At 65.0% G+C, this 11755-nt stretch carries 10 protein-coding genes; 4 read left to right on the top strand and 6 right to left on the bottom strand.

The features are described from left to right. Positions 1-6: 6 nt before the first annotated feature. Complete coding sequence (purM, locus tag FNL56_RS14940; RefSeq protein ID WP_143573606.1) at positions 7-1080, bottom strand: phosphoribosylformylglycinamidine cyclo-ligase; 1074 nt, start codon at positions 1078-1080, stop codon at positions 7-9. A 165-nt stretch (positions 1081-1245) separates the two neighbouring features. Here purM and FNL56_RS14945 point away from each other — a divergent pair, with 165 nt between their 5' ends. The 4 genes from FNL56_RS14945 (at position 1246) to ppx (ending at position 6363) form a co-directional block, all read left to right on the top strand. After that, positions 1246-1803 carry a CDP-alcohol phosphatidyltransferase family protein gene (locus tag FNL56_RS14945; RefSeq protein ID WP_143573608.1) on the top strand — a complete coding sequence of 186 codons (558 nt, stop codon included), beginning with the start codon at positions 1246-1248 and terminating at the stop codon, positions 1801-1803. A 4-nt stretch (positions 1804-1807) separates the two neighbouring features. Further along, positions 1808-2485 (top strand): DnaA ATPase domain-containing protein, encoded by a 678-nt coding sequence (locus tag FNL56_RS14950; RefSeq protein ID WP_143573610.1) that lies wholly within the window; start codon positions 1808-1810, stop codon positions 2483-2485. 158 nt (positions 2486-2643) lie between these two features. Next, positions 2644-4845: an RNA degradosome polyphosphate kinase gene (locus FNL56_RS14955; RefSeq protein WP_143573612.1), complete on the top strand. Its 2202-nt coding sequence runs from the start codon at positions 2644-2646 to the stop codon at positions 4843-4845. A gap of 12 nt (positions 4846-4857) precedes the next feature. After that, positions 4858-6363, top strand: a complete 1506-nt coding sequence (gene ppx, locus FNL56_RS14960; protein ID WP_143573614.1) for an exopolyphosphatase — start codon at positions 4858-4860, stop codon at positions 6361-6363. An 8-nt stretch (positions 6364-6371) separates the two neighbouring features. Here the strand turns inward: ppx and FNL56_RS14965 are convergent, their stop codons facing one another. From FNL56_RS14965 to FNL56_RS14980, 5 genes are all read right to left on the bottom strand, one after another. Beyond that, positions 6372-8066, bottom strand: a complete 1695-nt coding sequence (locus tag FNL56_RS14965) for a methyl-accepting chemotaxis protein (RefSeq protein WP_368039356.1) — start codon at positions 8064-8066, stop codon at positions 6372-6374. Continuing rightward, entirely contained in the window at positions 8039-8338 is a 300-nt protein-coding gene (locus tag FNL56_RS28420; protein WP_246661444.1) for a hypothetical protein, read from the bottom strand. Before FNL56_RS28420 ends, FNL56_RS14965 begins: the two co-directional genes overlap by 28 nt. A gap of 236 nt (positions 8339-8574) precedes the next feature. Then, positions 8575-9729, bottom strand: a complete 1155-nt coding sequence (gene rnd, locus FNL56_RS14970; protein WP_143573618.1) for a ribonuclease D — start codon at positions 9727-9729, stop codon at positions 8575-8577. Between the two features lie 101 nt (positions 9730-9830). Beyond that, positions 9831-11306, bottom strand: a complete 1476-nt coding sequence (locus tag FNL56_RS14975; RefSeq protein ID WP_143582116.1) for a protein adenylyltransferase SelO — start codon at positions 11304-11306, stop codon at positions 9831-9833. Between the two features lie 48 nt (positions 11307-11354). Beyond that, positions 11355-11747: a glyoxalase/bleomycin resistance/dioxygenase family protein gene (locus FNL56_RS14980; protein WP_143573622.1), complete on the bottom strand. Its 393-nt coding sequence runs from the start codon at positions 11745-11747 to the stop codon at positions 11355-11357. Positions 11748-11755 lie beyond the last annotated feature (8 nt).

Here is an 11755-nt window from a genome sequence, read left to right on the forward strand (position 1 = left end):
GTCAGCTCACTGCGTCAGTTCGAGATGGCCGTCATAGACCACGCGCTCGTCGCCATCAGCGGCGATCACCTCGCCAAGCACGCTGACCGTCTCGCCGCCCTCGCGGAGAGTTTCCAGCACCTGCGGGACGGCGTCGGGTTTGACGATGGCAATCATGCCGACGCCGCAGTTGAAGGTGCGCAGCAGTTCGAGTTCGGCAATGTTGCCCTCGGCCGCCAGCCATTTGAACACCGGCAGCACCGTCAGAGCGGTGAGGTCGATGCGGACGCCGAGGTCCTTCGGCAGCACGCGTGGGATGTTGTCGGTAAAGCCGCCGCCGGTGATGTGCGCGAAGCCCTTGACGCCGCCGGTCTCGCGCACCGCGCGCAGGCAGGATTTGACGTATAGCCGGGTCGGGGTCAGCAAGGCTGCGCCGAGCGTCATGAAGGGCAGGAACGGCGCCTGATCCGTCCAGGCCAGCCCGGTCTTCTCGACGATCTTGCGCACCAGCGAAAAGCCGTTGGAGTGCACGCCGGAGGAGGCCATGCCGATCACGACGTCGCCGGCCTCGATATCCCGGGTCGGGAGCAGGGTGCCGCGCTCGGCGGCGCCGACGGCAAAGCCGGCGAGGTCGTAGTCGCCATCCTTGTAGAGGCCGGGCATCTCGGCGGTCTCGCCGCCGATCAGCGCACAGCCGGATTCGCGGCAACCCTCGGCGACCCCGGCGACGATCATGGCCGCGGCTTCCGGGTCGAGCTTGCCGCAGGCGAAGTAGTCGAGGAAGAACAGCGGCTCGGCGCCCTGCACGACGAGGTCGTTGACCGACATCGCGACGAGGTCGACGCCGATGCCCTGGTGGTAGCCGGACTCGATGGCGATCTTGACCTTGGTACCAACGCCGTCGGTCGCCGCCACCAGCACCGGATCCGTGAATCCGGCGGCCTTGAGGTCGAACAATCCGCCGAAACCGCCGATCTCGGCATCCGCGCCGGCGCGCGCCGTGGCGCGCACCATCGGCTTGATCAGATCGACCAGCCGGTTGCCGGCATCGATGTCGACGCCCGCATCCGCATAGGTGAGGCCTTTTTTCGGGTCGGTCATGGCCGGTTTCCTGGCGTTAAGCAAAGCGACGTATTTTCGGCTGGTTACGTCGGATTCCAGTCGCGCGCAATGCTCGCAAGCCACAGCGGTATGGACTATGTACACATTCAGCCGGCCAGGGCATCGATCGCCCGGATTGCAGCCCGACCGACCAGGAAGCAACTGTTGAGTATCCCCAACATCATCACCCTCGGACGCATCCTGCTGGTGCCGGTCATCGTATGGGCGATCGCCTCCGGCCAGATGGAGATCGCCTTCGCGCTGTTCGTGGTGGCGGGGATTTCGGACGCCGTCGATGGCTTTCTTGCCAAGCGGTTCAACATGGCCAGCGAACTGGGAGCGCTGCTCGACCCCCTGGCCGACAAGGCGCTGCTGGTGTCGATCTACGTCGCGCTCGGCATCTGGGGGGCGGTGCCACGCTGGATCGTGATTCTGGTGGTGTCGCGCGACATCATGATCGTCAGTGCGGTGCTGGTATCCTGGCTGTTCGGCAAGCCGATGCCGATGCGGCCGCTGATGGTCTCCAAACTCAACACGGTCGCCCAGGTGGCGTTCGCTGCATTGATTCTGGCGTCCCTCGGATTTAGGTTCGAATCGTCACCTTACGATTTGATTTTAATGGGTTTTGTGACATTTTTGACGCTCTTGTCTGTGTCGTTTTATCTCGTTGAGTGGATGCGTCACATGAGCTCGATCGAGCCTGCTCGTCCCGGTACGGAGTGACGGCGTGGCCTCCCGAATCCCCCCTCGTCAGCTGGCTTTCGCGTTGCCCCATGCCGAAAGCCTGTCGCGCGACAACTTCCTCGAAGGCCCGGCCAATGCCGAGGCGCTGGGTCTGGTCGAGCGCTGGCCGGACTGGCCGAACCGCGTGATGCTGCTGGTCGGGCCGGAGGGCTCTGGCAAGAGCCATCTGGCGGCGATTTGGGCGGAGACATCCGGCGCTCGCTCGACCACGGCGCATGCGCTCACCGCCGCCAATGTGCCCGCCGCGCTGGCGACCGGCGCGCTGGTGGTCGAGGACCTCAACGCCGGATCGTTCGACGAACGCGCGCTGTTTCATCTGCTGAACCTGGCGCGCGAGGACGAGGCCTACGTGCTGATTACCGCGCGGATCGCGCCGGCCGCGCTGCCGATCGAATTGCGCGACCTGCGCTCGCGGTTGCGGGCCGTGCCGGTCGTGCAGCTCACGGCGCCGGACGACCAGCTGTTTCGCGCGCTGATCGTCAAATTCTGTGCCGACCGCCAGATGAGCATCGATGAAACCGTGGTCAGCTTCCTCGCCAGCCGGATCGAACGCTCTTTTGCCGCGGCGCGGCAGGCCGTGGAAATGCTCGATACCGAGGCGTTGCGCTTGGGGCGTCCGGTGACGCGCGCTCTGGCCGCGGAATTGCTGCGCGGCGCGTGACGGTGGGCCGACAAGCGCGGGTCGGTGCGACCAATGGCGCAGCTTGACGGGGCGCCTGACAGGGTCATCCTGTCATCCCGCTGTCACACGGCTCACAGATGGTTTGCAGCAGATCGCCCGCCCTGCGTCATTGTCTGAACTAGATGGATCGTTACCTTATGGAATCCGAACAAGACATTGTTATTGAAGAAAGAAATGGCGTTGTCGAACCGGCCTCCATGGTCGCCTCCGGGCCCGAGCGTTTCATCAATCGCGAACTGTCCTGGCTGCATTTCAACCGCCGCGTCCTCGAAGAATCGGTCAATCCCGGACACCCGGCACTCGAGCGGGTGCGCTTTCTCTCGATCTCGGCCAATAATCTCGACGAGTTCTTCATGGTCCGCGTCGCCGGCCTGAAGGCGCAGGTTCGTGAGGGCATCACCGAACGCAGCCCGGACGGGCTGACGCCGTCGGAACAATTGGTGCTGATCAACGACGCGGTGTCCAAGCTCGGGCAGGACCAGCAGGCGATCTGGCGCGATCAGCGCAGCATGCTGGCCGATGTCGGCATCGTGCTGCTCGACGGCAAGGATGCCTCCAAATCGGAGCGCGCCTGGATCGAGGACCACTTCCTCCACAATATCTTTCCGCTGCTAACGCCGCTGGCGATCGACCCCGCGCATCCGTTCCCGTTCATCCCCAGCCTCGGCTTCACCATCGCGCTGCAATTGGCGCGGGTGTCCGATGGGCGGCCGATGAACGCGCTGATCCGCATGCCCGGCAAGATCGACCGCTTTATCCGTCTGCCGAATACCGGCAAGGACGGCGCGGTCCGGCTGATGGCGCTGGAGCAGGCGACCGGCCTGTTCATCGGGCGGCTATTCCCGGGCTACGTGGTCAAGGGCATGGGCGCGTTCCGCATCATTCGCGACAGCGAACTGGAAGTGGAAGAAGAGGCCGAGGATCTGGTGCGACTGTTCGAGTCGGCGCTGAAGCGGCGCCGGCGAGGGTCGGTGATCCGGCTCGAGATCGAGGCGACCATGCCGGCCGAATTGCGCGGATTCGTGCAGCGCGCACTGGCCACGTCCGACGACGAGATCATTCTGGTCGACGGCGTGCTGGCCATGAACGAGCTGTCGCAATTGACCCGGCTCGACCGGCCCGACCTCGAATTCGTGCCCTATGTGCCGCGCCATCCGGAGCGGGTGCGCGACCATGGCGGCGACATTTTCGCCGCGATCCGGAAAAAGGACCTCGTTGTCCACCATCCCTATGAATCATTCGACGTTGTCGTCCAGTTTCTGCAGCAGGCGGCGCGCGATCCCGACGTGGTGGCGATCAAGCAGACGCTCTACCGCACCTCGAACAACTCGCCGATCGTGCGAACCCTGGTTGAGGCCGCCGAGGCCGGCAAGTCGGTCACCGCCCTGGTCGAACTGCGGGCGCGGTTCGACGAGGAGGCCAATATCCGCTGGGCGCGCGACCTCGAACGCGCCGGCGTCCAGGTGGTCTATGGGTTCCTCGAACTGAAGACTCATGCCAAATTGTCGATGGTGGTGCGCCGCGAGGGCGGCACGCTCGCAACTTACGTGCATACCGGCACCGGCAACTACCATCCGGTGACGGCGCGGATCTATACCGATCTGTCGTATTTCACCTCCGACCCCGTGATCGGCCGCGATGCCGCCCGCGTCTTCAATTACATCACCGGTTACGCCGAACCTTCCGACATCGAGAAGATGGCGGTGTCGCCGCTGACGCTGCGCAAGCGGATGATCGAGCACATCCGCGGCGAGGCGGCGTTTTCGCGCGCCGGCAAGCCCGGCATGATCTGGCTAAAAATGAACTCGCTGGTCGATCCCGACATCATCGACGCATTGTATGAGGCCTCGAATGCCGGCGTGCAGATCGAATTAATCGTGCGCGGTATCTGCTGCCTGCGGCCCGGCGTGCCCGGCCTGTCGGAGAACATCCGCGTCAAGTCGATCATCGGCCGCTTCCTCGAACACGGCCGCGTCTACTGCTTCGGCATGGGCTTCGGCCTGCCGAGCCCGAAGGCCGCGCTTTACATCTCGTCGGCCGACATGATGCCGCGCAATCTCGACCGTCGTGTCGAGGTGTTGTGCCCGCTGCAGAACCCGACGGTGCATCAGCAGGTGCTCGAACAGATCATGGTGGCGAACCTCAAGGACACCGAACAGAGCTGGCAATTGTTGCCCGACGGGTCGTCAACGCGTATGAAGGCGGCGAAGGGCGAGGAGCCATTCAACCTGCATAATTACTTCATGACGAATCCGAGTCTGTCCGGCCGTGGTAAATCTCTCAAGGAATCGTCACCGAAGCGGCTTACACGGCGGTCGGAGAAGCAGGCCTCGTCATAAGGATTGCACCACGTGGTAGCGCGTCCCAAACAACGCGCTGCCAGCGTCGCAGTGATCGACATCGGCTCCAATTCCGTGCGTCTCGTCGTCTACGAGACGCTGACCCGCAGCCTTGTCACGATCTTCAACGAAAAGGCGCTGTGCGGCCTCGGCAGCGAGGTGCAATCCACCGGCCTTTTGGCGCCTGGCGCGGTGACCAAGGCTCTGGCGGCGCTGAAGCGCTTTCGGGCGCTGTGCCGGATCATGAGGGTCGGCCGCGTTCATGCGATCGCCACCGCGGCGGCGCGTGACGCCAGGAACGGCGCGGATTTCATTGCCGCAGCGGAGAAGATCTGCGGCTGCAGCATCGAGATCCTGTCAGGTCCGCGGGAAGCCAAGCTCTCCGCGCTTGGCGTGATTTCCGGCGTACACAGGCCGGATGGGCTGGTCGGCGATCTCGGCGGCGGCTCGCTCGAACTGATTGACGTCAAGGGCAGCCGCGTCCGCCAGGGCGTGACGCTGCCGCTCGGCAGTCTGGCGCTGCAGGATGCCTCGCAGAAATCGCCGAAGAAGGCCGAGAGGATCGTCAAGACCGCTCTGGTCGGCGTGCCGCAGCTCGGTGCTGCGACCGGGCGCACCTTCTACGCGGTCGGCGGCACCTGGCGCGCGCTTGCGCGGCTGCACATCATCCAGAGCGGTTATCCGCTGCGGGTGATGCACGGCTATTCACTACCCGCGGCCGAAGCGCTGGATTTCGTCCGCCGGCTGCGCCGGCTGGCCACCGCCAACATCCTCGCCAATATCGAATCGATCGCCGAAGCGCGCCAGCCGCTGCTGGTCTATGCCGCCCTGGTGCTGGAAAACATCATCCTGACCGGCAAGCCGACGACGATCGTGTTTTCAACCTATGGCGTGCGCGAAGGGCTGATGTACGAGATGCTGCCCCTCGCCAGGCGCGCCGAAGATGGCCTGGTGGCGGCAGCGCAGACGCTGAATCATCTGTTGTCGCGCTCGGCGAAGCACGGCGAAGAGTTGATCGGCTGGAGCGACCGCTTCGTTCGCGTCGCCAAGCTGCCGGAGACGCCGGAAGACAAGCGGCTGCGCCATGTCGCCTGCCTGCTGTCGGACATCGGCTGGCGCGTGCATCCCGACTACCGGGGCGAGCAGACGCTACATCTGATCACCAACGGCAATTTCGGCTCCGTCGATCATCACGGTCGCGCCTTCCTCGCCCTGTCCGTTTATTACCGCTACGCCGGCTTCAGCGCCGAGAACGAGCCGCCGGAACTGGTGCGTGCGCTGGTGACGCCGGCGCAGGTCGAGCGCGCGCGCGTGCTCGGCGCGCTGTTCCGGGTGGCGCATCTGATCTCCGCGGCGCGGCCCGGCGTGCTGCCGGCGACGCATTTTTCGGTGCAGGACCGCAAGATGTCGCTGGTGTTCGAGCATCGCCTGGTCGATCTCGTCGCCGACCGGGTCGGCAGCCGCTTCCGGCAACTGGCGAAACTGGTCGGCAAGAGCGGGACCATCGTGCGGCGCTGATTCAGGCGTCAGGCGGCGCGGATGCTCACGAGGAAGCGGTTGACCTCGTCGCGCAGCGTTTCCGAATGCGCGGAGAGAACGGTCGCTGATCCCAGCACGCGGCGCGCCGCATCGCCGGTTTCGGTGGCGCCTGCGGTGACGCCGGAAATGTTGCGCGTCACGTCGCCGGTGCGTTCGGCCGCCTGCTGCACGTTGCGGGCGATTTCCTTCGTCGCAGATCCCTGCTGTTCCATCGCCGAGGCTATCGAGGACGAGATTTCATCGACTTCGCCGATCGTCGCGCAGATCGCCATGATCGCCTGTACCGCGCCGGCGGTTTCGACCTGAACCGAACTGATCTGGGCGCGGATTTCGTCGGTGGCCTGCGCGGTCTGCGTCGCCAGCATTTTCACTTCGCTGGCAACGACGGCGAAGCCGCGGCCGGCCTCGCCGGCCCGCGCCGCCTCGATGGTGGCATTGAGCGCCAGCAGATTGGTCTGGCTCGCGACCTGGTTGATCAGCGCCACCACGTCGCCAATCTTCTGCGCCGCCGCCGCCAGACTTTCCATCCGCTGGTTGGATTGTTGACCGCCGTCCGCCGCGCGTTTGACCACGGTGGAGGATTGCGCGAGCTGTCGCCCGATCTCGTTGATCGACGCCGACAATTGCTCCGCCGCCGCGGCCACGGTCTGCACATTGTCGGAGGCCTGCGCCGAGGCGGTCGCGACCACCAGCGTCTGCTGCTGCGACTGTTCCGCGATCTGCGACATCGACTGCGCGGTAGAATGCATGTCGGACGCCGCGCTCGCGACGCTATCGACGACGCCGCGGACCCGATCCTCGAAATTGTCGGCGAGGGCGGCGAAAGTGTCCCGGCGGTCCTGTTCGGAGCGCAGCTTGGCTTGCTCCTGCTCGGACTGCAGCAGGCTGACACGGATCGCGTTTTCCTTGAACACCAAGACCGCCTGCGCCATCTGGCCGACCTCGTCGTTGCGCCGGTGCGCCGGCAATTCGACGTCGAGATTGCCGTCGGCAACGTCGCGCATCGCACGCGTCATGGTATGGATCGGCCGCGAGATGCCGCGGGCAATCAGATAGCCGGCGGCGGCGGCGATCAGCAAAGCGATCGCGGCCATGCCGATGGTCAGATTGCGCGCGCGATCCATCGCGGCAACATAGTCGGTATTGTCCATCACAATCTCGGCGGCGCCGATCGAGGCGCCGGAAAAGTCCTGGATCGGGCCGAGCAAAGCGGCGACCGGGCGGTCGTTGAGGCGATCCTGGCGGACGATGAATGCGCCATTGCCGGCGCCGCGATAATCGTCGGCGGTAAAGAAGCTGCGGCCGACAAGCGTGCTGCTGAAGACTTTGAACCCATCCGTGCCGGCGACATGGAACGCCACGTCGACGCCGCGGGTGCGCTTGAACTCGTCGAAGAACGGCTGGGCGAAGGTCAGGCCGAATTCGACCGTGCCGAGATGCTTGCCGGCCTGCGCCACCGGCACGACGCCGCGAATGCCGAGGCCGGCGACGCCGCCCTCAAGTCCGACGATCGGCTTGCGATCGACATTGGCCGCCACCACGGTCTTGCGGAAGCCGGCGAGATCGTCGCCGAATTTGGCGGGCTGATGCACGCGCAGATAGGAGATCGCGGGCGCAACGTGGAACTGGAACTGATCGACGCCGTAGTTCGCCTTCAGCGATGCGAAGCCGGGGCCGAACAGCTGATCAGCGCGTCGCGATCATTGCGCGCCATCGCGTCCTGCACCGCTGGGATCGAAGCGACAACTGCGCTCATCGCGGCGGCGCGTTGGGATTCCTGGTGCAGCCGAGACTGCAATGCATCGAAATGGCTGCGCAACTCGCGCTGATCGGCGCGATCGACAATGCCGCCGATCACCCACATCGCTCCGAGCAGCATTACCACCGCGGTCATGGTAGAGGCCATAGCGAGCGCCGCCGTGATCCGCGTGGTAATGCCCAAATTCCGCAGCATGCTATTCCCGCTCACTTTTGTTCGTCAAACGCGGTTCTGCGCTCGCCGGGGTGTAACGGGAATCCTAGCGGTATTGCATTAATGAAACTTTTGATTGCGTCGTCGTGGTTGAAGGGGGTCTTTGATTATTTTCAGGCAACGCGGGCGCGGTGGCTTAAAATGGCCTGACACCCATACCAGGCCACCACATCAAGCGGATGCATCGCGCGAGACGCTGCGCGCGCCCGAGGTGATGCTCAGGTGCCGCTGCGGTCGACCCGGACGACGCGGCCTTTTTCGATTGCCAGGGCAAGCCGACCCTGCTTCAGCGCGAGTGCTGCTTCGCCGAACAATTCGCGGCGCCAGCCGGAGAGGGCGCCGACATCGGCGTGGTCGTCATTGGCGATCTGTTCGAGATCGTCGACGGTGGCGATCACCTTGGAGGCCACGGCATGGCGCTCCGAGGTCATGCGCAGCAGAACTTTCAGCAGTTCGACGATGGCGCCGCCGTTCGACGAGCCGCGCGGCTTTTCGATTTTCGGCAGGCTGGCGGGATCGCGGGCGACGCCGCGCTTCACGGCCTCGACGATGTCCGAGCCCCACTTCGAGCGATCAAAGCCCTTCGGCAGCGAGCGCAACGAAGCGAGCTTCTCCAGCGAGGTCGGGGCATGCGTGGCGATATCGCCGACGGCGTCGTCCTTCAGCACGCGCGAGCGCGGCACGTCGCGGCTCTGCGCTTCCTGCTCGCGCCAGGCGGCGATTTCCATCAGCACGCCCAATTCCTTGGGCTTGCGGACGCGGGTCTTGAGACGTTCCCAGGCGCGCTCGGGGTGGAAGTCGTAGGTCTTCGGCGAAGTCAGCACTTCCATTTCCTCGGAGACCCAGTCGCTGCGGCCGCGCTTCTTCAGGTCGGCGTCGAGGGCAGCGAACACGTCGCGCAGATGGGTGACGTCGGAGACGGCGTAGTGCAACTGCTCCTCGGTGAGCGGACGGTGCGACCAGTCGGTGAAACGGTGGGTCTTGTCGGGGCGGTGGCCGGTGATGCGTTCGACCAATTGGTCATAGGCGATGCTGTCGCCATAGCCGAGCACCATGGCGGCGACCTGGGTGTCGAAGATCGGGTAGGGCACCACGCCGGCGCGGTGCACGATGATCTCGATGTCCTGGCGTGCGGCGTGAAACACCTTGAGCACGGCCGCGTTCGTCATCAGATCGAAGAACGGCTTGAGGTCAATGCCTTCCGCCAGCGTGTCGATCACCAGCGCGTCATCGGCACTGGCCATCTGCACGACACAGAGCAGCGGATAATAGGTCGTCTCGCGCAGGAATTCCGTATCGACCGTGATAACGGGATGCTGGGCGAGCCGCTCGCAGGCGGCAGTCAGCTGGGCTGTGGTGGTGATCAGTTGCATGTCCGGTCCATAACGCTTTTGCCAAGGCGTTCGGCCGAAAAGCGGGGCAAGTCAAGCGTGTTCCCGGCGATTCGGGAACCCGGGAGCGGGAACTCGACTGGTCAGGTGCCGCAAAAAGTCTGCAGCACGCGCTGGTGCAGCAGCGGCGGATCGGCGTAGTCGGCGCGTTCCGGCTGGTCCTGGAACGGGTTGGCGAGCACCGACACCAGCTCCTCGAACGGCGCATAGTCGCCGGCCTGGGCCGCCTGGATCACGGCCTCGACGCGGTGATTGCGGGGGATAAAGGCCGGATTGACCGCCTGCATGGCGGCATGGCGGGCAGCCGGGGTCTCCGGTTCCAGCGCCAGCCGGGCGCGCCACTGGATGGCCCAGGCGTCATAGGCCGCGGGGTCGGTGAACAGGGCGCGCAGGGCCGTATCGCCGGCCGGGTCCAAAGCGGCATGGCCGAGTGCGCGAAAGGTCAATGTGAAATCGGCCTGGTTGGCGGCCATCGCCGCCAGCAGGTCCTGCGCCAGCACCGCATCATCGGGCTGCGCGGTGAACAGCCCGAGCTTCTGCCGCAGGCCGGCCTGATAGGCGTCGTCGAACAGGCCGGAGAATGCGGCCAAAGAGTCCTGCGCGATTTCGATCGCCTCCTTCTCGTCGTCGGCGAACAGCGGCAGCAGCGTCTCGGCGAAGCGCGTCAGGTTCCACAAGGTAATGCGCGGCTGGTTGGCATAGGCGTAGCGGCCGAGTTCGTCGATGGACGAGAACACGGTTTTCGGATCGTAATCGTCCATGAACGCGCAGGGGCCGTAGTCGATCGTCTCGCCGGATATCGAGGAATTGTCGGTGTTCATCACGCCGTGGATGAAGCCGACCAGCAGCCAGCGCGCCACCAGTGCGGCCTGCCTGGCGATCACGCCGTCGAGCAGCGCCCGATAGGGCTGCTCGGCCTGCGCGGCTTGCGGATAGTGCCGGGCGATCACATGGTCGGCGAGGTGTTTCAGCGCCTCGAGATCGCCGCGTGCGGCGAAGAACTGGAAGGTGCCGACGCGGATGTGGCTGGCAGCGATCCGGGTCAGCACTGCGCCGGGCAGCAGGGTCTCGCGCCGCACGCTCTCGCCGGTGACGACGGCGGCGAGCGACCGCGTGGTCGGAATGCCCAATGCGAACATCGCCTCGGAGATCACATATTCGCGGATCACCGGCCCCAGTGCCGCGCGGCCGTCGCCACGGCGCGAGAACGGCGTCGGACCCGATCCCTTGAGCTGGATGTCGCGGCGCGCGCCGCTCTGGTCGATCACCTCGCCGAGCAGGATGGCGCGGCCATCCCCGAGTTGGGCGGTGAAATTGCCGAACTGATGGCCGGCATAGGCCATCGCCAGCGGCTCGGCGCCGTCCGGCACCCGCGTGCCGGCCAGCACCTCGACACCCTCCGGGCTTTCGAGCCAGTCAGGGTCGAGGCCGAGCTGCACGGCGAGCGGTCGGTTCAGCTTGATAAGCTTCGGCGCGACGACGGGCGTGGGCTGCACCCGCGCGTAGAAATTCGCGGGCAGGGTGGCGTAGCTGTTGTCGAACGGGAACTGGATCGTCATGGAGGAAAGATGGGGGCGCCAGGCGGAATTGGCAACGGGGGCTATGGCCTAGTATTCTGCATAGATCTCGATGATATTGTCTTCTGGATCGCGAAAAAATAGCGTGCGATGCCGCCAGTCGGGCAAGTCGGTAGGGCAACGCAGAATCGGCACATCCTTCGCCACCAGCTCCGCGTGGCAGCCATCGACCGCTGCGAGCGGGACCTGAAACGCCAACTGCACAGCAGCCGATCCGGGCACAGACGTGCCGTCGTTGCACACACTCCATGGTCCACGGGGCCGCAGCGTCAGCAGCGCAGCACCGACTCGAAAGCTCACCCAGTTAGCAAGGTCGGTTTCAACGGGAAACTTCATGATATCACGGTAGAAGGTCCGCGTGACGCTCATCCGGTTGCATAGCAGGATAGTGTAGTCGAGGTTGCGTATCTGATCCAGGCTCATCGGCGCCA

It is taken from the genome of Tardiphaga sp. vice304 (assembly GCF_007018905.1).
In the GTDB taxonomy this organism is placed as follows: domain Bacteria; phylum Pseudomonadota; class Alphaproteobacteria; order Rhizobiales; family Xanthobacteraceae; genus Tardiphaga.

Excerpts from the sequence above, each read along its gene's own strand:
- FNL56_RS14955 (WP_143573612.1), top strand. The coding sequence starts at position 2,644 with ATGGAATCCGAACAAGACATTGTTATTGAAGAAAGAAATGGCGTTGTC.
- FNL56_RS14980 (WP_143573622.1), bottom strand. The coding sequence starts at position 11,747 with ATGAGCCTGGATCAGATACGCAACCTCGACTACACTATCCTGCTATGC.
- FNL56_RS28420 (WP_246661444.1), bottom strand. The coding sequence starts at position 8,338 with ATGCTGCGGAATTTGGGCATTACCACGCGGATCACGGCGGCGCTCGCT.
- purM (WP_143573606.1), bottom strand. The coding sequence starts at position 1,080 with ATGACCGACCCGAAAAAAGGCCTCACCTATGCGGATGCGGGCGTCGAC.
- rnd (WP_143573618.1), bottom strand. The coding sequence starts at position 9,729 with ATGCAACTGATCACCACCACAGCCCAGCTGACTGCCGCCTGCGAGCGG.
- FNL56_RS14975 (WP_143582116.1), bottom strand. The coding sequence starts at position 11,306 with ATGACGATCCAGTTCCCGTTCGACAACAGCTACGCCACCCTGCCCGCG.